We start from the raw sequence: 22,128 nt of genomic DNA, 5'->3' as shown, positions 1-22,128 counted from the left end.
TATGAATGCGGACCAGTCTTCTAAAGTGATGATTCATTGTCTCGTTATTGATGATGAGCCATTGGCGCGGCATAGCATTATCGATTTTATTGAAAAAATAGATTTTTTGGAAGTTATCGGTTCCTGTGCTTCGGCTCTCGAAGCTTCAGAATACGTCCAAAAAGGGCTGGTCGATTTACTGTTTCTGGATATTAACATGCCTTATCTCTCGGGTCTGGAATTTTTAGATTCTCTGGAACGCCCACCAATGGTAATTTTTACGACAGCCTATTCTGAACATGCTTTGGAAGGATATCGTCTTCAAATAGTAGACTATCTGCTGAAACCTATCACATTTCAACGATTTTATCAGGCATCTTTAAAAGCTCAGCAACTGTTTTCATTAACCGCTTCTGCAAAACAGCAGGTTCAGGCTGACCCTTTTCTATATATCCGCCAGGGTGAAGGTTTCCAAAAAATATCCTGGATGGATATTCTTTATATCGAAGGAATGCAGAACTATGCCAAGTTGCATTTCAAAAATCAAGTCCTGATTATCCATCAGACTATGATTTCGCTGGAAGAAACGCTTCCTAAAGAAAAGTTTTTCAGGATTCATAAATCCTTTTTGGTAAATATTGATCATATCGATTCTATAGCAGGCGGCCGTCTTTCTATTAACGGGCAGCAACTACCTATTTCAAGAACACGCAGAGAGGCACTCCTGAAAGAGGTAGTTTATAAAAACCTGTTAAGCCGATAATCTAAAACTTCCATTTTAAAGCTGCCGCACCATAAAACGTAGTCGAAAATTTTGGATTGGCCATATCCTTTTCTTTAAAAATATCGCTAAGCTTTCTGTCATTTGTCTGAAAAGAGCGTGTAAGCGTAGAGCCAGCCGTAAAATCAATTGTCCAATGTTCGCCTAATTTAAATTGGGGGCGTATTCCTGCAATGATTTGCTGATAGCCTAACAGTTTTGATTTTCCATCCCGAGAAACTTCGGCTGTCATACCATCCAATTCTACCACTGCTTTTAAGTCAAAATTCGGTGTGAATCTATAGCCTATTTCGGCACCTTCAGGAAATGCTATCTTAAAATGCAATGCTGTTTGAGTTTCCCAATTGAAATAAATTCCGGGCAAAACCATAGGAATACCAAATGCATTGGTCAATACCGGGCCAAATCCGAATGCCAAATTAGGCTTGAAATTTTTGATAAAAAGCACTCCTCCCTGAAGCAAAACATCGTCAATAGTAATCTGTTCCAAATCGGTATAGATACCCACAGACAAGGTTGCCATCATGGACCACTTGCCTCCAATAGGCCGGATATGTTTCAATCCTATCTGGGCATTCAACAATTCCGCAGGAAACAATTTCTCGTCATAATATTTGTTTTCCATAGCAGCATAGCTTCCCTGAAGATACAGCGACCACAATTTTGGCTTATTCTCATCAACCATTTTAAGAGAGAGCGGTATTTCCAGAGCGGCTTGTACTCTCTTAAAATCACTCTTGGAATCTGTCTTTACACTATCAATAGGGCGTATATAATTAGAAAAAGGCACATAATCTGCCTTGACTTGTCCTGAAATGCCTGTTTGCGCTTTGCCTGCAATTGAAGCAAAAAATAGTACCCAATAAAAAACCAGTTTCTTCATGTCAAAATTTATTTTTTGCACGAAGTACGCAGTTCAGCAATACACCGGAAAATTCATTTGACCAATGGCTTGGCTCTTTTGACGAAAGGTTTTTATTCCGGGAAATGTAAAATGATTATCGGGGAGTTTACACCAAATTTCCATTATCTAGGAACTTTGCGGCTCTGCGCCTTTACGTGAAATAGTTGCTCGCAAAGGCGCAGAGCCGCAAAGCAAAAAGTCCCGCTTTTCAGCAGGACTTTATTATTAAGAATAGCTAAATCTTACAAATCAAACTTGATTCCTTGTGCCAAAGGCAACTTGGTAGTATAGTTGATTGTATTCGTTTGTCTTCTCATATATACTTTCCATGCGTCAGAACCTGATTCACGGCCGCCTCCGGTTTCTTTTTCACCACCAAAAGCACCACCGATTTCAGCACCAGAAGTTCCGATGTTTACGTTTGCAATTCCACAGTCAGAACCTGCAACAGAAAGGAATCTTTCCGCTTCACGCAAATTGTTTGTCATGATTGCTGAAGATAATCCTTGTGCCACACCATTTTGAAGGTCGATTGCATTTTCAACTTCTCCAGAATATTTCAACAGGTATAAAACTGGTGCAAATGTTTCGTGCTGTACGATTTCAAAAGAGTTGTCTGCTTCAGCAATTGCCGGTTTCACATAACATCCACTTTCATAACCTTCGCCAGAAAGAACGCCACCTTCAACGATAATTTTACCGCCTTCAGCTACTACCTTTTCCAAAGCTTTGTTGTACATTTCAACTGCATGTGTGTCGATAAGCGGCCCAACGTGATTGTTTTGGTCTAATGGGTTTCCTATTTTCAATTGCCCGTAAGCAGCCACAATAGCATCTTTTACCTTATCGTAAATGCTTTCGTGAATAATCAGACGACGTGTTGAAGTACATCTTTGTCCTGCAGTTCCTACAGCGCCAAAAACAGCTCCGATAACTGTCATTTTAATATCTGCATCCGGAGTTACGATGATAGCATTGTTTCCTCCTAACTCCAATAATGATTTCCCTAAACGTCCGGCTACAGCCTGAGCTACTATTTTTCCCATTCTTGTTGAACCTGTTGCAGAAACCAAAGGAACGCGAACATCTGCAGTCATCCACTCACCTACTTTGTAGTCGCCGTTAATCAGGCAGGAAATACCTTCCGGAAGGTTGTTTTCTTTTAGGACTTCTGCGATGATATTTTGACAAGCGATACCACATAACGGTGTTTTTTCAGATGGTTTCCAAACACAAACATCACCGGCGATCCATGCCAAAGCGGTATTCCATGACCAAACGGCTACCGGGAAGTTGAAAGCAGAAATGATTCCAACAACTCCTAATGAATGGTACTGCTCATACATTCTGTGTCCAGGACGCTCTGAATGCATTGTTAATCCGTGCAACTGACGGGACAGTCCAACGGCAAAATCGCAGATATCAATCATTTCCTGAACTTCTCCAAGACCTTCCTGGAATGATTTACCCATTTCATAGGAAACCAATTTACCCAGAGCTTCTTTTTTCTCGCGCAATTTCTGACCAAACTGACGAACAATTTCTCCACGCTGAGGCGCCGGCATTAATCGGAAAGTTTTGAAAGCTTCGGTAGCGCTTTTCATTACTTTTTCATAATCCTCTTTTGTAGTAGTTTTTACTTTTCCGATTAGCTGACCGTCAACCGGAGAGTAGCTTTCAATGATTTCACCATTTGAAAACCAGCTGTTTCCTGTTGAAGTTCCTTCGTTAATTGCCGCCAAGCCCAATTGTTGCAAGGCTTCAGTCATTCCAAATTGATTTGCTATTGTTGCCATTTATAACTTTTTGATTGTAAATTGTATTATTTTTTGCGAAGTTATGATTTATAGGTGGATTTTGCGAATCAAAATGTTTTTTTAGCAATTGTCTTTCCTTTTCTTAAAGAATTAAAACAGATTTCGCTTCTTAAATATAAATACGCCCAGAATGGAAATGAATAGTGACATGAGCAGGATAATCCAAAATCCAAGCGGACTTGCCTGAAGGTTATTAGGCACGTTCATTCCGTACAGGCTCGCTACCAATGTAGGAATCATCAAAATGATTGAAATGGAAGTCAGCCGTTTCATGATAACGTTCAGGTTATTTGAAATTACAGAAGCATAAGCGTCCATCATTCCGGTTAAAATGTTGCTGTACACATTTGTCGTCTCTTCTGCCTGCCGCAATTCAATTTCTACGTCTTCAACCAAATCGGGGTTAAGTGTTGTTTTCTGATTTTTTAAATTTTTGATTCTATGGAAAAGGATATCATTCCCTTTTAAAGATGTTATAAAAAATACCAGACACTTTTCAATTTGCAGCAAGGCCTGGAGTTCTTCATTTTTTATTGATTTTTCCAGATTGCTTTCAGCCAATTTGATACGCTGGTTAATGTGTTTCAGGTATTTCTGATACCAGACACTGGATGACAGCAATAATTTGAGTACTAAATCATAATGCGAAGCGATTGCTATTTTTTTACGCTGCGTATACAACACAAAATCTTCCAGCATGTCGTTGGGTTGAAAACATAAGGAAACAAAAACATCGTCGTTAAAAATCAGTCCCAAAGGAGCCGTATTAAATGGTAGCTTTTCGTCATTGCTCTTAAAAGGGATTCTCAGGATAATGAGATTCCAGCCGTTTTCGGTTTCCAGACGCGGACGTTCGTCAATATCTTCAATGTCATTATAAAAGGCTTCAGGGATTTTAAATCTTCAAGAAGGTATCTGATTTCTTCTCTAGTTGGAGAAACCGCATTAATCCAGCAGCTTTCGTTTGGGTTTTGGGCAGGAATAAGCCCACTGTCATTTTTGTAGAATGTAATCATAATGCAATGCTATTTCTAAGAACAGCTTGCGATATGACGCGCTGTCCTTACATTAATAAAATGTTCTTCTGATAATAATCGTCCATTTTTTAAGGATAATTTTAAATGCGGCGCGAAGGTATGACATTAAATATGAAACTGTTACCTCCATTATGTTTTTTTTAGCACAATAAAAAAACCTTGCTTGTTGAGCAAGGTTTTCAGTTTTTGAAGAGCACCACAATATTATCTCTTTAATGTGTATTTTTTATCGGCTTCCATAATGGTTCCGCATTTTGTACAGGTACGTAACGTTTTGGAATTATAAAAATGCTGAAAATGCGGCAGGAAATCTTTTTCAATATCGTTGAGCTCAAAGTAGACATCGTAAAGTTTGTGGTTACAGTTTTCACAGAACCAAAGCAGTCCGTCCGTATAGCCTTTTCCTGCTCTTTTTCTTTCAATAACCAGACCTATGGAACCTGCTGAACGAACCGGAGAGTGTGGCGTTTTGGCCGGATGAAGATACATATCTCCGGCATGGAGTTCCATTTCTTTGCGTTTGCCGTCTTCCTGAATGATTACTTTTATAGAGCCTTCAAGCTGATAGAACAATTCTTCAGTTTCATTATAATGGTAGTCTTTTCGGGCATTTGGCCCGGCTACTATCATTACGATATAGTCTTCAGAATCAACATAAATGTTTTTATTTCCAACAGGCGGTTTTAGCAGATGCCTGTTCTCTTCAATCCATTGATTGAGATTGAACGGTTTTAAAATTGCCATAGCTTTAATATTTCTACTAAATTACTAAAAATAAAAAAGGCCAGTAAAAAACTAGCCTTTAAAATTATTTTACCTCTTTTATCAGGTACAGATACACGGGAAAGTGGTCACTGAATCCTACCTGACCGTTGGAGTTTCTTAGCGGATAACCTTTATATTGTCCTGTTGTTTGTGTAAGGAAAGGCTTGTTGTAAACACCGGCTTTCCAGAAACGATAGGAAGAATAATCTTTTCTGATTAATGGCTCGGAAAGAATCATCTGGTCAAATAAATCCCAGGCGTCTCTATAAGCCAAAGTTCCGATTCCTTTATTAGACATTTCTTCCATAGGGTTGTACATGCCTCTTTCTTTGGTTTCTTCTTTTTTGGCTTTGGCTCCTAATTCAACCTTAACACTCTTATTATAAGGACCATCATTTAAGTCACCCATAGTAATGATTTTTGCGTTTGGATTGATATTATACAACGAGTCAATAATTTTTCTATTTAATCTTCCGGCAGCCTCACGGTTTGGACTTGATTTTTGTTCACCTCCTGAACGTGATGGCCAGTGGTTTACGATAAAGTGCATTTCTTCACCATCCAGCAATCCGGTAACCAACAACTGGTCACGGGTATAAATTCTCTTTGTCTTATCTGTCTGGTCATAAATGATTAGCGGAATATTGATAGAACTCGTTGGTTTGAAATGCTTTTTTTGGTATAGCAATGCCACGTCAATTCCTCTTTTGTCCGGAGAGTCATAATGAACAATACCATAATCCTTGTTAATCAAAAGCGGTTGTTTTACCAAATCTTCAAGAACACCTCTGTTTTCAATTTCTGCACCACCAATAATCACAGGAGATTCCTTCTGCTGATCGCTGGTTCCAATTTCATTCAAAACCCTGCTAAGATTTGCCAGTTTCTTTTTGTATTTCTCCGCTGTCCAATTTTGTGTACCTGTTGGGGTATACTCTTCATCATTCACATTTGCATTGTTAATCGTGTCAAACAAGTTCTCAAAGTTGTAGAATGCAATGGTTTGCACTCTAAACTTCTTATCCTGAGCTTGCGCAACATTTATTGAAGATAATACAATGAAAAGGGCAATAAATTTTTTAATTCTCATAAATCCAATATTAATTAAATATGAAGTTTAACATAAACTTGGGAGCAAAAGTAAATAATATTAATTAATAATGTAACTTTGCCGCCGTTAAGAAATTGTATTTCTAACAAAAAGGGATTAATCATTAAATTTATTTATGAAAAAACTTGTAATTAGTATTTTATTTGTAATGCAAGTCGTTTTTGCTTTTGCTCAGCAGGGGTCCTTAGTTAAGGGTAAAGTTGTTGACTCAAAAACTCAAAAACCATTGCAAAATGTAGTAGCTACAATTCGAAACACAACATTGACCGCTTTGACAAATTCTGACGGTGTATTTGTTTTCGAAAATGCGCCACACGGCAGCCATCTTCTTGAAGTTTCAAGTACTGGCTATTCTCGTCAAATCCTGTCTATCGATGTTGAAGGTCAACCTTTAGACTTGGGAGTTGTTGTTTTGGCAGAAGACATTACTTCTGAGCAGCAATTAAGCTTGATTACCATTACTGAAAATGATTTGGGTGATGACAACAGTGGTTCTGAAAGTACTTCAGGATTATTACAGGCAACAAGAGATGCTTTCCAACAATCTGCAGCGTTCAACTGGGGCCAGGCTCGTTTTAGAATCAGAGGTCTGGACAACGAATACGGAACCACGATGATTAACGGTATCGTTATGAACAAAGTATATGATGGCCGACCACAATGGAGTAACTGGGGAGGTTTGAACGACGCTACTAGAAACCAAGAATTTACTATGGGTTCTGCTCCTTCTGATTATACTTTCGGAAGTATCTTAGGAACTCAGGAAATCAATACAAGAGCTTCATTTTACAGACCAGGTACCAGAATTTCTTTCTCCGGAACCAATACAAACTACAGCTGGAGAATGATGGGAACTCATGCTTCAGGAATGAATAAAGATGGAATTGCTTATGTGATTTCTGCTTCAAGAAGATGGGCTCAGGAAGGTTATTTTGACGGAACTGATTACAGCGCAAACTCTTTCTTTGCAAGTATTGAAAAAAGATTTAATGATAAACACAGCTTAAACTTTACATCAATCTATGCTCAAAACAGCAGAGGTAAAAACTCTCCAAACACGGCTGAAGTTAACAGAATTGCAGGAGAAAAATACAACTCATACTGGGGATGGCAAGATGGTGAGAAAAGAAACTCAAGAGACAAAGATGTTGAAGAGCCAATCTTTATGTTAAGCCACTATTGGAAAATTACTGACAAGACAAACTTAAACACCAATGTTTCTTACCAATTTGGTAAAATCGGAAACAGCCGTCTTGATTTCCAAAACGTAAACAACCCTGATCCTACTTACTACAGAAACCTTCCTAGCTACTATACTTCAATGTATGATGGAAATACCTTTGTAGGAAATTCAGAAGCTAATATTTTAGAAGCTTCAAGAGCCCGTTTCTTAACTAACAGACAAATTGACTGGAATGCAATGTATGCTGCCAACAGCAGAACAGCTGCAGGAAACAGTGTTTATGCATTGTATGAAGACAGAACAGATGACAAAACCTGGACTGCAAACTCTATCTTAAATACTCAACTTTCTGACAACATCATTCTTAATGCTGGTGCAACTTACAGAAAGCTAAAATCGCATAACTTCCAAAACATGCTTGACCTTCTTGGAGGACAGTATTTTAATGATATCGACAATTTCTACACTGGAAATTTTGCTCAGTCTGACTTGAACAATCCAAACAGACAAGTAGGTGTGGGAGATACTTATGGTTATAACTATAATTTGCTTGCTGATGTAGCTGATGCTTTCACGCAGTTTAAATTCAACTACAGCACATTCGATTTCTACCTTGCTCAATCATTCTCCCGTTCTCAATACCAAAGAGAAGGTTTGTACAGAAACGGACTTTACGCAAACAACTCTTTTGGAAAAAGCGACAAGATTGTTTTTGAAAACTTCGGATTCAAAGGAGGTATGACATACAAAATGACCGGAAGACAAATGTTCGATGTTAATGCAATCTACATGACAAAAGCGCCTTCATTGAGAAATACTTTCCCTAATGCGCGTTTGAACAACATCATCGTTCCGGATATCAACAGCGAAAATATCATGAGTGTTGACGCAAGTTATATCATCAGAGCACCTAAATTGAAAGCAAGATTGACAGGTTTCTACTCAACAATCAAAAATGCTACTGAAACTTCATTCTTCTTTGCTGAAGGAGTATTTGAAGGAGATGGTTCTGATGCCAACGCTTTCGTTGCTGAAACAGTAACCAATATCAACAAGAAAAACATGGGTGTTGAATTGGGTATCGAATACCAAATTATCCCAACATTGAAATTTACTGCTACGGGAACTTACGGACAGTATACTTATGACAACAATCCTAATGTAAGTATCAATAACGACGCTCTTGCAGCTCTTGTACAAGAAGGTTCTCTGGCAAGTGTAGGCGCTCCAAATACACAAGTAAATTTTGGACAGGCTAACTTGAAAAACTACCGTCTTCCAGGTATGCCACAACAGGCTTACTCTGTGGGTCTTGAATATAGAGATCCTCACTTCTGGTGGATTGGTGCTAACGCAAACTACCTTGCAAGCAACTATTTAGATGTATCTGCATTATTGAGAACACACAATTTCTTTGAAAACTCTGCAGATCCTTACGGAATGGATTTCCCATTCTCTGATATTGATCGTGAGAATGCAAGAAAATTGTTGAAACAAGAGAAATTTGATGATTTTTATTTAGTAAATTTAACTGGAGGAAAATCATGGAGAATCGGTGGTAAAACTGTAGGATTCTTTGCAAGTATCAACAACGTATTGGATCAGACATACAAAACAGGTGGATTTGAACAGGCAAGAAATGCTAACTATCAAGAGTTAAACAGAGACGTTTCAAGCGGAACTCCTTCTTTTGGTCCAAAGTATTTCTACGGATATGGAAGAACTTATTTTGTAAACCTTTACATCAACTTCTAAAATTGCGTATTATGAAAATGAATAAGATAACAACATTATTATTCGCATCTCTTACGATGGGAATGATGTCAAGCTGTGTAAATGATGATGACACTAGCCTTCCGGAATATACTCCGCTAATTTTTGGTGAAGATTTTTCAGAAGGAGCAGACAACACATTGTTTGAAAAAGAAGGATGGTTAAACTTTGCTGAAACCGGTACTGTTCGTTGGACAAACCAGGTTTATAGTGGTAATGGTTATGCAGAATTCACGTCATACCAATCTGGCCAGTCCTCAAACATTGGATGGTTAATCACTCCGAGTATTGACCTTGATGCTCAGGAGGGCGAGAAATTAGTTTTCCAGACAGCCCAGGCTTTTGTTGACAACGCGGCAAATACGATTGAAGTATTAATTTCTACTGACTTTGACGGAACCAATGTTACTGCAGCTACATGGCAGTCATTGAGCGCGACTTTCCCGACAACTTCTGCTACTTATTACCAATTTATTAAGTCCGGAGTAATTGATTTGTCAAGATTTACCGGAACTGCTCATATCGCATTCAGAGTAAAAGGAAACGGTACGACATTAGACGGTACTTATCAAATTGATAATATTAGAGTTTATAACTAATTCTATTAAAAGTAAAAAAATGAAATCTATTATATTTAAATCTATATTTGTCTCTATGATTGCTGCCGGATTAATTTCTGGTTGTGCTAATGACGACAATTATAATACGCCAAACCTTGGATGTGTTGATCCGGGATTGACGGCTACAAAAACGGTTCAGCAGATTATTGCTACGGCTACCGGAACTCCAAAATTGTATGAAGACGACGATATCATTGAAGGATATGTAACTTCAAGCGATGAAAAAGGAACTTTCTTTAAGACTATTTCTATGCAGACACTTCCTGAAACAGGAGCTCCTGTAGGATTTAGCATTGCTTTGAACGTTTCTTCAACTTTTGCTGAAGGATTTACTCCAGGGACTAAAGTTTACATCAAGCTAAAAGGCTTGTACTATGCTAATGTTTTCAACTCTTTACAGATTGGCGCCCTATATCAAGGAAATCAAATTGGAAGAATCTCTGAAAATGTTTGGAGACAGTTTATCTTCCCTTCTTGCACAAGAGTAAATGAGAATGACATGGTAAGAACGGTAACACTTGCTCAGGCTTATAACAATGCTAACCTGAACACACTTATCGAAATCAACGATGTACGTTTTGCTGATGCTTCCGTAGGAAGAAAATATTATGATATTGATTCAGGTGGTGGGGCAACAAACCACTTTATCACATCTGCATCTACAGGCGGTGCTTCAAATATTATCCGTTTCAGCAGCTTTGCTCCTTTTTCAGGAAACAGAGTTCCTTCTGGAAGTGGAAAAATCAGAGGTGTAATGACTAAATACAACTCCGATTTCCAATTCATCGTAAGATACGAAAGCGACATCCAATTAAGCGGAGACAGAAGCTTCAACTATTTGGGAAGCTTTACAGAAAACTTTGAAAGCTATGTTGCTAACCAAAGTAACTTCCCGAACTATTTCAACAAACCTTTTGTTGGAACTAAAGTTTGGAACATTAAAACTACAGCTTCTAAATATCTGGAAATGTCATCTTTTGGAACACCGAATGAAGATAACAAAACGATGTTCTTCGTGCCGGTTGATATGACAGCTGCCAATACAATGACTTTCAAATATAAAGTTTCATTCCCTGTAACAGGTCATGCTCCCTTAAAAGTATATTACACGACAAACTACACTCCTGGCCAAGATATCAGAAATGCAGCTATCGTTGATATTACATCTAGCTTTAACATTGGAACAAGCCAGACTTTTGTAAATGCCGGAACATTCACTATTCCTGCAAACGTTACAGGAAACGGATTCTTCATTTTTGAATATACCGGTTCCGGACTTACCAACCCAAGACTTACAACAAACTTTGGTATCGATGATATCGTAGTTAACTAAGATAAAGGTTAAATAATAAAAAAATCCCCGTTGAGTTTCAACGGGGATTTTTTATTTAGAAAAGCCGTTAGAATAAAGCTTTATCTTGTCATTTCCAAATGCAATTGTATTAGTTTAATTATATGGTCTTTCAATAGCAAACCTCAGCCACTTTTACAAGTCTTGTTCTCTTTCAGTAAGCAACTTTCAATTTGTAGCTTTTTATACCGCTAAAAAGAACCATCATTGTAAGTTATTAGGGATTGGGGCAAAAGCTTCTAAAAAGGCTTAAAAACAGCCTTATTCCGCGGCATATTAGTTAATAATGTAATCGCTATATGAACTTCTATAGAAAAGAGTTGTTAAATTCCAAACTGAGAGGTTTTTCACAAGTCTATCTAATTGATTTTAGCCACAGATTAAAATAATTATACAGATTTAAGAAGTGATCATAATTATTTCAGGATATAAAAAGATTTCATTTTAGCTACTTTGTAAACATAAAGTCTTAATAAAGTTCCTATAATTAATTAACCTCTTCAGCCGTTTTGATTTGTTTTCCAAAATCTTTAAAAAACTTGCGTTAATCAGCATCAAAAAACATCTGCTGTCAAAGATATTCAATTCAGAAGAAGCCTCTAAAAAGCCAAAAAACAGCTTTTTTGACACAACTTATCTATAAAAAAGCACTGGCAAAAAATAAAGACCAAAAACAAAACCACTTTTGCCTGTAAAAAACTAAGGTCTTAAAAGCTATAAAAATTCTAACCAAACAACAGCAAGCATAAAATTGTTTATCTTCAACGATTTTCTTCCACTTTCCACTTTCAACTTTCAACTTTCAACTTTCAACTATAAACTATAAACTATAAACTTTCAACTTTCAACTATAAACTATAAACTATAAACTATAAAAAAAGGGTTGCCTTTCAGCAACCCTTTTTTCTATTGACTTTAGAAATTATCTCTTGATAATCAAGAATTCACTTCTTCTGTTTTTAGCATGATCTTCTTCTGTACAGTTTTCTTTGCAATCCACTTTAGGCTCGCTTTCGCCATAACCTTTTCCAGAAATTCTGGATTTGTCGATTCCTTTAGAAATAACATACTGAACAGTTGATTTTGCTCTTCTGTCAGAAAGGTTCATGTTGTAAGCATCGCTACCTCTGTTATCGGTGTGACTCTTAACCATAATAACCATCTGGTCGTTGTTTTTCATAACCTGAACAAGCTTGTCTAGCTCAAATGCACCTTCCTGTGTGATGTTGCTCTTGTTAAACTCGAAGAAAATCTCTTTCAAGACAATTTCTGTTGGAGTAACAATCACATCGATTGGCTGCAGGTCAGCATTCACGTTTACGATTCCTCCGTTAGTTTTGGCAACCGGAAATACATTGCTTTCGTAACCGTCTTTTGCCACCTGAAGTGTATAAGCTCTGTTACAATCTACACTGTAAACCACTTGTCCGTCTGCAGCTGTAGTTCTTGTTTCGATAACATTTTTCTTATCGTCAAGAATAGCAACTCTAGCATCAGACAAAATAGCTCCTGTTTTAGCATCTCTAACAATAGTAACAACTTCTACGCCGCAAACCGGAGTTGCCTGATAGATATTGTCATTACCTGTTCTGTTACTTGAGAAGAAACCGATATTTTTAGCGGTGTTAAATGTAAACGCAAAATCATCTTTTGATGTATTTACCGGAGCTCCAACGTTTATTGCATCAGTCTTTTTGTTGAAATCGATTAGGAAAACATCCAAGCCTCCAAAACCTTTTCTTCCGTCTGAAGCAAAGAACAATTTGTTGTCATCTGTAATGAAAGGGAAACTTTCATTACCTTCTGTGTTTACTTTAGTTCCCAAATTCTCAGGAGTTCCAAAGCTTCCATCAGCGTTAACAGCTACTTTCCAGATATCATTTCCACCAAGAGACCCTGGCATGTTAGAAGAGAAGTAAAGTGTTTTACCGTCTTTGCTGATACTTGGATTGCTTACAGAATATTCCTTGCTGTTAAATGGAAGTGCTTTTACATTACCCCATTTATCGCCTTCTTTAGTTGCTTTGAACAAATAAACCTGTCCGAATTTAAGCTTTTTCGATTTGTCTTTTTCGAAGTCACCTTCTTTAAAACTTTCGCTGGCAAAATACATTGTATTTCCATCAGCAGTAATTGAAGCCGGGCCATCGTGGAATTTTGTATTGATTTCAGAAACCGTTACAGGCTCGCTGAATGTTCCATTAGCATTGTATGTTGCTTTGTAAAGATCCAGGAACGGCTCTTCATTCCAGCCATAAGTTTTTCTTGACTTATTTCTGGCACTCGCAAAATACAATGTATTGTCATTTGTCAATACAGCACCAAAATCAGACTGGTCACTGTTAATATCTAATGACTTTTCATCATACAATTTGGTTTGGCTTTTCAGTTTTGGAAGATAATTAGGATCTTGCTTAAATGCTACAGCTCTCTGGTCATTTGGAGCCATGCCTGCAAATTTCTGCATTTGCACATTGGACTCTTCATACTTCCCTTCTGCTTTTAGCATTTGTGCATATCTGTAATAGGTTTCAGCATCTTGCTTTTCCTGAGTTGCTTTAGCATACCACTTGATAGCTTCCTTTGTATTAAAAACATTATAATAGCTATCGGCTAGCTGCTTATAAACATAATTATCAGCCTTACCTTTGTCTACTAGCTTCAGGTATTCGTTAGAAGCATCAACATATTCAAATCTGTTGAATAGTTTGTCGGCCTTTTCGGTATCTTTATTTTGTGCTGATAGTGTCATACTAGCGATCACAAAACTTAATGTAATATATAAATTTTTCATTGTCTAGGTCGCTTTTAGGTTAGAAATATCTTGGTGAACGTGATACCTTTTTCGGGAAATTCAAATCAAATAACAGGATAACCTCGTGAGAAGCCGGAGTTGTAACTTTCAGGTCAGAAATAATTCTGTCATAAGCATAACCTACTCTTAGGTTTGGAGTAATTGCATAATTAACCATTCCTCCAAAAGAGTCATCCAGTCTGTAAGTTGCACCAATCTCAAACTTTTCATTGAATAAAAAGTTAGTCGAAACGTCAAATGATGTTGGTGCATCAAAAGCTGACTTCACCATTGCAAACGGTTTGAATTTGATGTTATCTGTCAATTGGAACACATAACCTCCCGTTAAGAAGTAGTGTTGTGTTTCCTCACCATAATATCTTTCCTGACCATCTCTCCTAACATTCAAATGCTTTGATTTGAGCATGTTTGGAACCGATAAAGCGATATAATAATTATTAGTGTAATAGAAAAAACCTGTTCCGATATTGAAATATGTATTGTTACTATCTTCTGAGAATGCCTCATCAGTCGGATCTGGTAACGACCCATTAATATCTGAAAACAAGCCTATTTTTTGGAAAGTGGCACCTGCTTTAATACCCAAGGCTAAGCGGTGCTCTCCACCAAGATTTAATGTATAGGAGAAATCCCCATAAACGTTTTGTTCTTTAACAGGACCAATTTCGTCAGAAATCACAGACAAACCTAAACCTACGTTTTTTCCGGCAGGAGAGTGTCCTGAAAAAGTAAACGTTCTTGGAGCGTCTTCGATTCCTTCCCATTGCTGTCTATACAATAATCCAAAAGATAAGTTTTCTTTTGAACCCGCATAGGCTGGATTGATCACGTTCATATTATACATGTACTGCGTATAATGCGGATCTTGCTGCGCTTCAACATCAACAAAAACCGACAGTGTTATCAGTGCGGTGAAAAGTATTTTCTTCATTGGTTTGATTTTTTTATAGTATCAAAACACTGCCTACCATAGCAGGCAGTGTTTTTGACATATCTATTTTGTTTGTCTATTGATTTGAATCCATCCTGTTTTAGAAGGTACACCGCTACGCTCTATCACATAATAGTAGGTTCCGTCAGGCAATTCTTTGTCTTTGCTAGATTGGCCTCTCCATTCGTTCGTGTAGTTGGTACGACTGTATACTTCTGTCCCATAGCGGTTAAAGATAGTCAATTTCTTCACATTGAAACCGGCAAGGTCAAAATAATCATTTTTACCATCGTTGTTTGGCGAAATACCTTTTTGAATGTCACAGAAAGTACTTTCTACAACAACAGGTTTTACGTTCAAACATCCAGTAGCTGTACTGATTGTCACCGTAAAGTTCAATGGATACTGAACTTCTCCCGAAAGATTGGCGACATATTGCGAAACATTAAAGATGTTGCTGTTTGTTCCAACCGGAGCTCCTAAAGCATCTTTCCATACGAAGGTATAGCTTGGATCAGAAGGCTCAGCAATAAGAACATACTCATTGTTTCTACATTCGTCAGTAACAGTAATTTCGAATGTGCTCTCAATAGTCACAGTATATGAAGATTCAGATCTGCTTCTGCAAATTGCAGGGTCAGCCGGAATTATATACTTAATCACATAAGTACCTGGTGTACTTGTACCTGCCATAAATTCACCCGTTGTAGGATTCACATTCAATCCCGTGCTAGGTTCAACCGTAAACTGTCCGCCCGGTTCAAAAGCACCTGTTGGTAATTGTCCTGGAAGCGTAGCGCCTGAACAGAAACTATCATCCGCATAACTGAAATCTGTTACCGGTGTAATAGAGTTGGTAATTACGATAGTTGCATCAAATGTTCCTCCTGCTTTACATTCTGCAGGAATAGCATCCAATAAATAATTAATCGTGTAAGTACCTGGTTGTGTATTGGCAAGGTTGATTTCTCCTGTTGCCGGATTTACAGAAACGTTAGCATCTGTTGACGAGAATACTCCACCTGTTGCAAAACCTGCTCCTAAATTAGGTGTTGGGTTTGTCGTTGCACTCTTACAAACTGGTGTTGTATAGTTGAATGTAACTACCGGTACAATAGTAGTACCTGCAATAGTTATTGTAAACTGACCTGTCTTATCATCCGTACAGTTTGTAATTGCAGGAGTTACTGTATACGTAACGGTATAGTCACCAGCAGTAGCTCCGTCAAGAGTAATTGTTCCTGTAGCAGGATCAATTGGCAATGCCGGAGAAATTGTATAGCTTCCGCCTGCAGTAAATGTTGCAGCGGTTACCGCTGTCGGACTAATTGTACCTGAAGGACAAACCGGTGTTGGGTATGTGAAATCCGTATCGATTTGATTCACCTGTACAGTAAACTCTAGCGTCTCATCACAGCCTGCTGTCACTTTTACACTATAAGTTCCACCATCAGCAGCTGTCGCTGCAGCAATATTGAATGTAGATCCTGTCTGGCTGGAAACAGTTCCATCAGGCAATGTCCATTCAAAAACAGCATCAGCCACATTAAAGTTAGTTGCCTCAACTGTAAGAGTAGTAGAATCTCCTTCACAAAGTATTGTGTCTCCTGTTACTGTAAATGCCGGTAGTGGAGCAGTTGGATCAACATTAAATTCTCTTGTAACGAAACATCCTGTTGAAATTTTCTCGATTCTTACATAAATAGGAGCAACAACTGTAGAAATAACAGAAGTAACTCCCGGTGTAGATCCGTCTTCAGCTTCTGGCTGAGTCAGGTAGTAAGAAATTTCATAATCATCAGAATTATCAACACCATCAAGAATTACGGCTGTATTTTCCGTTACGTTAAATGAAGTTGTAGTTCCTGTACAAGCCAGTAAATCATTTGGCTCATTGATTGGGAATTGATCCACTTTCAGGGTTACTTCAGCTTTTCTTTCAGTAGTAGTTCCATCACACTTGTCGTATAGAGCTACAGCCTGCATTAATTCAACATCATCAGCACAAACATTAATGCTCAAGTCATTACTATAGAATTCACCATTTTTAAGCCATTTGAAAACTACGTTAGACAAATCTCCGTCCGGAATAAACCTCCAGGCTTCATTACTGGCTGTCCAAGCACCTACGTTTCTTCCTGGTGGAACAGCAAATTCTGTATTTGTATCTCCCTGGATACCAATAACACCAAGCCCCTGGTTATGACTGTTACAAGGAGTTCTGCTTTCAACGTAAACGTCAATCATGTTACTTCCTTCATACAATACAATCTGGCTGGTCTGCAATTGACTATTACAGTTATAAGAAGCCATTTTATAAATATTCAAAACGAAAGCCCTACATGGAGCCGTACCAAGAACCGTATAGTTGATAGAAGCATCTGCCGGTGAATTTCCTGGTCTTGGATCCAAATCCTGTAGTACTCCTGAAATAGAATTTCGGTATGGCAATTGTGTTGGCGCATTCATGGCAGGAATACTTGGTATTTGTCTGTTTGGAGCCATTGTCCATCCTGCATTATCATATCCTGGTTCCGGTGCAGGCGCATACATACCTCCGTTTCCTTGTGGTCCAGAAATACTGAATGTAATAGCACCGTTATCCGTAACTAACAGTTTGCTGTATGAATCTCCAAAGAAACAGAAATTAAACGGTCTGCTGTTTCCTGTAGAATCACTAAGTAATGTCAGGTCAATAAGTGGTGACCAGTCATCATCCACGTTTACCGGAACTGTAATACTTCCAGGTCCCGCAGTGTAAGGGAATGGCGGAGCATAGTCGATACGCTCAACACGATATCTGTTAGTAGCCTGTGTCTGGAAATAACTTGCAGTCAGGTCAATACAGTTGTCATTTGGACAAAGAAGTTTTTCTTCACCTACAGACATTGTAATACCTTCGATATCTACACCAATACAACCTGGTGAGTTATAAATTGTAAATTCATATGGTCCGGCCCAGTAGCTTACGTTATCCGGTCCGCAAATTGCTCTTACATAATATTCATATGCTGTAGCTTGCGACAATCCGGTAATGTTAGCATGAGGCACGCTTACACGCTGTCCAGGCAAGTTTCCAGGATAGTTACCTCCAGCCGGCTGGAATACATACTCCCATGCCTGCTCCGTTCCTCCCGGTGACCAGGTAAGGTTTGCGGAAACCGGTGAAGTTTGCTCAACGGATAAGTTGGTTGGATAAGGACATGTAATTGTGGAACAGAAAGGCATCCCTCTGTACAATCTACTGTTTGGTCTTCCGGTTCCGGCAGGTTTAGTAAATACTACTTCATTATAGAAGTTTGTAATTGTCAAACCAACCTGAGCCAGGTTTGCCGTACTGGCTGTACTTGGATTCCAGAATACTTCAAATTGTACTCCAGGACAGAAGTTAACCACTTGTGTAGCTGAAGCCTGTCCGTTAGCAGGACCCGTTAAAGTAGCGATAACCAATCCGTTTTGGATAATGTTCATCGAAACTCCTGTACCCCATCCGTTAGATGCAGTATCTGTCATTGTGAAAGTATAAGCACATAAATCTGCTGTTTCGCAAAGAAGTGTTCTGAACACGATTGGTCCAACCCACTGGCTTACATTTGGATCAGCACAGATTGCTCTTACATATACTTCATATTGGTTTCCTGGCTGTAACGGAGTACCGTTAACAGTATTTGTGTTTGCCAGGAAGTTTACGTTGTTTGTAGTAACAGCCCCATTAAAGTTAGCTGCCGGAACTCCTGTTCCGATTGGCTGAACTGCTACCTGCCATTGTGTCTCCTGATATCCTGGTGTCCAGAATATTTGTGCAGAAGTTGAAGTGATACTGTTCGTCACTATCCCTAAATCCATAGGATCCGGACATGCAGGAATTGGCTCAAACACTACATCATCAATAAAGATTTTGTTTGCGTTGTTTACTGTTGGTGGAACACGGAAAGCAATGTTTACCAAATCCCCATTAGTGGTAAGATCACCGCGACCAACAAGATTAATGATACGCTCCTGATAAGTCGTATTTGTCAGTGTACCTGTCCATAATGGAGTTGCTGTGTTAAATTCTGACGGAGCAATACCAACATTATTTTCATTTGTAATTACAACTTGAAGTGTATTTGCCGCAGTAGCACTGGCTACTTTATATTTATAACGCAATCTGTAGTTTGGTCTTAAATCTAATGTTGGCGAAATCAACCAGTCGTCATTATTGGTGCCGTTATTAGGCGTAAAAGTAGCTACTTCGTTTCCTTCAGAAGGAGTTGCCGTATCGTTCATGTTCCAGGTATTGGTACCCAAAACACTCAATACAGACCAGCAAAGTTCTCTTGTTGAAGTACTGTTGAATCCTTCAGAATAAGGAACCGGTAACGGATCGCAAGCAGTGTTGAACAGGAATGGTCCTACCCAACGGCTAACATCTAGAGGAGAAGTTGAACAAACCGCTCTTACATAATATTCATATTGGGTAGCCGGAGTTAAGGCAGAGCCTGCTCCACCCGTTCCATATGTTCCGCCGTTTGCTAAATTCACAGCTCTGGCATCATCATAGGTTGGAGCTCCTGATCCCGGTGCCTGAACTACTACCTGCCATGCTGAAGCGCCTCCTAATGCAGGCTGCGTCCAGAATAAATCAGCACTTGTTGTCTGAGGGTTTCTTACGCCGAGGGCAGTAGGAATACCACAAGATACGGCCGTTCTGAAAGTAAACGGACCTACCCATGTACTTGCCCTGTTTGTTCCACATACCGTTCTGATATAGAATACATACTGAGTATCTGAAATCAATCCGGTTCTTGGATTAGGACGAACTGTTGTAGTGTTCGCTAAATTGATTGGATCATCGTTTCCAGGTGCCACAGCAGTTGCCTGTGGTGCCAGATAAATTTCCCATTCCGTAGTTGGTCCTGAAGGAAGTGAAGCCGGTGTCCATGTTAGAGTAGCACCACTTGCTGTAATTCCTGTCGCTCCAAGGTTGATTGGAGGAGGACATTTCGGGAATTCACAATCTACCATTTCTGTATGTAATGGCGTAGTGCCCGGTGCTCCGGTTCCAGCTGTTTTTTGATATAATAATTGTCCGAAAGAGTTTTGGACAACGATTCCTACACTAGCCTGTGCTGTACCACCAGATACCCAAACCAGTTCAAAAGGAATACCGTTACACAAAGGTACCGGAACTACTAAGGAAGTACCTGAAGTGAATTGAGGCCCTAATACTTTTACAGTAATACCGTTTTGTCTGACATGCATAATAGCGCCCTGCCATCCGTTAGTACCGGTTAGCCTGAAATTATGAACGCACTGTGCGTTTGGTAAAGTAGCATCACATATAGGTGTGAAGAATTCGAACGGACCTGCCCATGGGCTATAAGTCGTACCACCTTCCACACACAATGCTCTTACCCAATATTGGTAAGCAGTAGAACCCACAATTGGGGTTCCGTCAACTGTGGTAGTAAAATCTCTATTTGTCGTTACCTGAGTTCCTGAAACACCAGGCCCAGGAATAGAAGCTCCTGCCGGTTGAATAGCCACTTCCCATGTTGCATAAGCAGGGTTAGGATTATCCCATGCTAAAGTAACCCCTGTCTGATTAACAACCGGCGCGCTCAAGTTGGTTGGCTCCGGACAAGTTACATATTGTAACTCTAAGTAGTAGCCTACTGTCTGTGTAGCGCTGGTTGAAGAAATAACAATAATATATGTCTGTCCTTGTGTTACTGCCAAAGCAGGAATTATTCTTGTACCACTTCCGGTGTTTGCCACACCCGTAATACAGCTCACTCCTACGTTAGCACAACTGTTGTATACAAATAATGCTGAGTTTGGTCCGGTTGGTGTCATTTCAATTCGAACATCTCCGGTTTCAGGAGCCACGAAAGTATAAAACACTTCGTTACCTGTCATATAGTTTGTAGTTGTTGGCACTGCACCACAACCGGTTCCTTGCGCAACATCAGTTCTGTCATTTGAGTTGGTCGTATGATTATTGGTAGAATACGGTATGCCCGGAATCACAATAGGATCCGTACAGGTTTCTCCCAAAGCAGCCGTCGCAAAGAAATACGGTGCTGTCCAGTCACTCTTATTACTTGGAGAACAAACCGCTCTTACATAATATTTATAATTAGTGTCAGGATTTAATGTATAGTTTGTTGCGGTATTATAAGACGGCATAGGACCACTGTAAGTAAACAAAAGACCTGCAGCAATACCTTGATCTAAAGTCATCGTTTCAGGAACGACAACAATTTCCCATGTAGTTGCACCACCTGCCGGAGTCACCCAAGTAAGCAATGCATTCGTCATATTAATGGTAGGTGCCTGCATGTTACCAGGCATGTCACATTTTTTAGAAACACGCACATCATCAACATACCAACGGTCACCTCCCAAAGAAGCTGTTGGCTGTGTAAAGACGCGGACAAAAGCAATATAAACCTGTTCGCCGGCATTGTAGCCCAATGCTTTCAGGTTAACTGTTTTTTCATCCCAACGTGGTGTTGTACCATTGTCTTCATAAATCCCGTTAGGATTTAATTCAGGTTCTGTCCAGTCTTCTGCTAAAGTGTAAGCCGATGCAGTTGCCGGATTAGCATCCCTTGAAACCCTGATCTCATAGACAGTTCCTTGATTGTCATTCAGGAAACCCCTGGTTAAAAATTGAAGTTGGGCATTTTCAGGCAGGGTAACCCGAGTGGTGATTAACCAGTCTCTCGACGTGTTCCCCATTCCAATCTGGTAATTCTGTATAAAAGCAGAATTGCTAGGAGACACGGAAAAAGTTGGATTCGTGTTGATTGTCCAAACCCTTTGCTGTGTACCTTGCCCGTTATTGAACTGGGACCAGCCAGCAGGGAGTGTCGTACCTCCATCAAAATTCTCTGTCAAGCCTTGCCCATAGGCGACAAGAGAGATGAAAAAGGTAAGAAGTAATAACGTAATTTTTTTCATAAAATGAAAAGTTTAGGTTGTTTAATATATTTTGATAAAAATTTAAGAACTCCAAATTTAACTATTTTTAAGAATATCGTAACAAAAAAATGACATTTAACTAAATTGTTTTG

13 protein-coding genes are annotated in these 22,128 nt (G+C 39.0%); 4 read left to right on the top strand and 9 right to left on the bottom strand.

Annotated features, from left to right (window positions below; genetic code table 11):
* Nucleotide 1: 1 nt before the first annotated feature.
* Entirely contained in the window at nucleotides 2-742 is a 741-nt protein-coding gene (locus B0G92_RS02980) for a LytR/AlgR family response regulator transcription factor (protein WP_101472006.1), read from the top strand.
* Nucleotide 743: 1 nt separating this feature from the next.
* Here B0G92_RS02980 and B0G92_RS02975 read toward each other — a convergent pair whose 3' ends face one another.
* The 6 genes from B0G92_RS02975 to B0G92_RS02955 all read right to left on the bottom strand — a co-directional run bounded on the left by B0G92_RS02975 (nucleotide 744) and on the right by B0G92_RS02955 (nucleotide 6,373).
* Complete coding sequence (locus B0G92_RS02975; RefSeq protein ID WP_101471046.1) at nucleotides 744-1,643, bottom strand: DUF6268 family outer membrane beta-barrel protein; 900 nt, start codon at nucleotides 1,641-1,643, stop codon at nucleotides 744-746.
* 263 nt (nucleotides 1,644-1,906) lie between these two features.
* On the bottom strand, nucleotides 1,907-3,460 hold the full coding sequence (amaB, locus tag B0G92_RS02970; RefSeq protein WP_101471045.1) for an L-piperidine-6-carboxylate dehydrogenase: 1,554 nt from the start codon (nucleotides 3,458-3,460) through the stop codon (nucleotides 1,907-1,909).
* Between the two features lie 111 nt (nucleotides 3,461-3,571).
* On the bottom strand, nucleotides 3,572-4,324 hold the full coding sequence (locus B0G92_RS02965; RefSeq protein ID WP_245867753.1) for a magnesium transporter CorA family protein: 753 nt from the start codon (nucleotides 4,322-4,324) through the stop codon (nucleotides 3,572-3,574).
* Nucleotides 4,288-4,497 (bottom strand): hypothetical protein, encoded by a 210-nt coding sequence (locus B0G92_RS16745; RefSeq protein ID WP_245867673.1) that lies wholly within the window; start codon nucleotides 4,495-4,497, stop codon nucleotides 4,288-4,290. The genes B0G92_RS02965 and B0G92_RS16745 overlap by 37 nt, the downstream gene beginning before the upstream one ends.
* Before the next feature lie 225 nt (nucleotides 4,498-4,722).
* Nucleotides 4,723-5,262: a 3-hydroxyanthranilate 3,4-dioxygenase gene (locus tag B0G92_RS02960; RefSeq protein WP_101471044.1), complete on the bottom strand. Its 540-nt coding sequence runs from the start codon at nucleotides 5,260-5,262 to the stop codon at nucleotides 4,723-4,725.
* Nucleotides 5,263-5,326: 64 nt separating this feature from the next.
* Nucleotides 5,327-6,373: an endonuclease/exonuclease/phosphatase family protein gene (locus tag B0G92_RS02955; RefSeq protein WP_056066929.1), complete on the bottom strand. Its 1,047-nt coding sequence runs from the start codon at nucleotides 6,371-6,373 to the stop codon at nucleotides 5,327-5,329.
* 136 nt (nucleotides 6,374-6,509) lie between these two features.
* Between B0G92_RS02955 and B0G92_RS02950 the strand changes: the two genes are divergently transcribed.
* The 3 genes from B0G92_RS02950 to B0G92_RS02940 are packed head-to-tail and all read left to right on the top strand — an operon-like array spanning nucleotide 6,510 to nucleotide 11,303.
* Complete coding sequence (locus tag B0G92_RS02950; RefSeq protein WP_101471043.1) at nucleotides 6,510-9,332, top strand: carboxypeptidase-like regulatory domain-containing protein; 2,823 nt, start codon at nucleotides 6,510-6,512, stop codon at nucleotides 9,330-9,332.
* A 17-nt stretch (nucleotides 9,333-9,349) separates the two neighbouring features.
* A complete protein-coding gene (locus B0G92_RS02945; protein WP_180326395.1) occupies nucleotides 9,350-9,949 on the top strand; it encodes a choice-of-anchor J domain-containing protein in 600 nt (199 codons plus the stop codon).
* Nucleotides 9,950-9,968: 19 nt separating this feature from the next.
* Nucleotides 9,969-11,303, top strand: a complete 1,335-nt coding sequence (locus B0G92_RS02940) for a DUF5689 domain-containing protein (protein ID WP_143394984.1) — start codon at nucleotides 9,969-9,971, stop codon at nucleotides 11,301-11,303.
* Between the two features lie 940 nt (nucleotides 11,304-12,243).
* Here B0G92_RS02940 and B0G92_RS02935 read toward each other — a convergent pair.
* The 3 genes from B0G92_RS02935 to B0G92_RS02925 all read right to left on the bottom strand — a co-directional run bounded on the left by B0G92_RS02935 (nucleotide 12,244) and on the right by B0G92_RS02925 (nucleotide 22,015).
* The gene (locus B0G92_RS02935) at nucleotides 12,244-14,115 is read right to left on the bottom strand and encodes an OmpA family protein (protein ID WP_101471040.1); all 1,872 of its coding nucleotides are present in this window, start codon (nucleotides 14,113-14,115) and stop codon (nucleotides 12,244-12,246) included.
* Between the two features lie 19 nt (nucleotides 14,116-14,134).
* Nucleotides 14,135-15,067 (bottom strand): PorP/SprF family type IX secretion system membrane protein, encoded by a 933-nt coding sequence (locus B0G92_RS02930; protein ID WP_056066942.1) that lies wholly within the window; start codon nucleotides 15,065-15,067, stop codon nucleotides 14,135-14,137.
* A gap of 63 nt (nucleotides 15,068-15,130) precedes the next feature.
* Complete coding sequence (locus B0G92_RS02925; RefSeq protein ID WP_101471039.1) at nucleotides 15,131-22,015, bottom strand: choice-of-anchor J domain-containing protein; 6,885 nt, start codon at nucleotides 22,013-22,015, stop codon at nucleotides 15,131-15,133.
* Nucleotides 22,016-22,128: the final 113 nt, after the last annotated feature.

The sequence above is a fragment of the Flavobacterium lindanitolerans genome, assembly GCF_002846575.1.
GTDB classification, from domain to species: domain Bacteria; phylum Bacteroidota; class Bacteroidia; order Flavobacteriales; family Flavobacteriaceae; genus Flavobacterium; species Flavobacterium lindanitolerans.
The sequence above is the reverse complement of the archived record's forward strand: the minus strand, read 5'-3'. Positions and strand labels throughout refer to the sequence as shown.

Bases quoted from the DNA above. Each gene is read 5' to 3' on its own strand.
- B0G92_RS02980 (WP_101472006.1), top strand. From the start codon at position 2: ATGAATGCGGACCAGTCTTCTAAAGTGATGATTCATTGTCTCGTTATT.
- B0G92_RS02975 (WP_101471046.1), bottom strand. From the start codon at position 1,643: ATGAAGAAACTGGTTTTTTATTGGGTACTATTTTTTGCTTCAATTGCA.
- amaB (WP_101471045.1), bottom strand. From the start codon at position 3,460: ATGGCAACAATAGCAAATCAATTTGGAATGACTGAAGCCTTGCAACAA.
- B0G92_RS16745 (WP_245867673.1), bottom strand. From the start codon at position 4,497: ATGATTACATTCTACAAAAATGACAGTGGGCTTATTCCTGCCCAAAAC.
- B0G92_RS02960 (WP_101471044.1), bottom strand. From the start codon at position 5,262: ATGGCAATTTTAAAACCGTTCAATCTCAATCAATGGATTGAAGAGAAC.
- B0G92_RS02955 (WP_056066929.1), bottom strand. From the start codon at position 6,373: ATGAGAATTAAAAAATTTATTGCCCTTTTCATTGTATTATCTTCAATA.
- B0G92_RS02950 (WP_101471043.1), top strand. From the start codon at position 6,510: ATGAAAAAACTTGTAATTAGTATTTTATTTGTAATGCAAGTCGTTTTT.
- B0G92_RS02945 (WP_180326395.1), top strand. From the start codon at position 9,350: ATGAATAAGATAACAACATTATTATTCGCATCTCTTACGATGGGAATG.
- B0G92_RS02940 (WP_143394984.1), top strand. From the start codon at position 9,969: ATGAAATCTATTATATTTAAATCTATATTTGTCTCTATGATTGCTGCC.
- B0G92_RS02935 (WP_101471040.1), bottom strand. From the start codon at position 14,115: ATGAAAAATTTATATATTACATTAAGTTTTGTGATCGCTAGTATGACA.
- B0G92_RS02930 (WP_056066942.1), bottom strand. From the start codon at position 15,067: ATGAAGAAAATACTTTTCACCGCACTGATAACACTGTCGGTTTTTGTT.
- B0G92_RS02925 (WP_101471039.1), bottom strand. From the start codon at position 22,015: ATGAAAAAAATTACGTTATTACTTCTTACCTTTTTCATCTCTCTTGTC.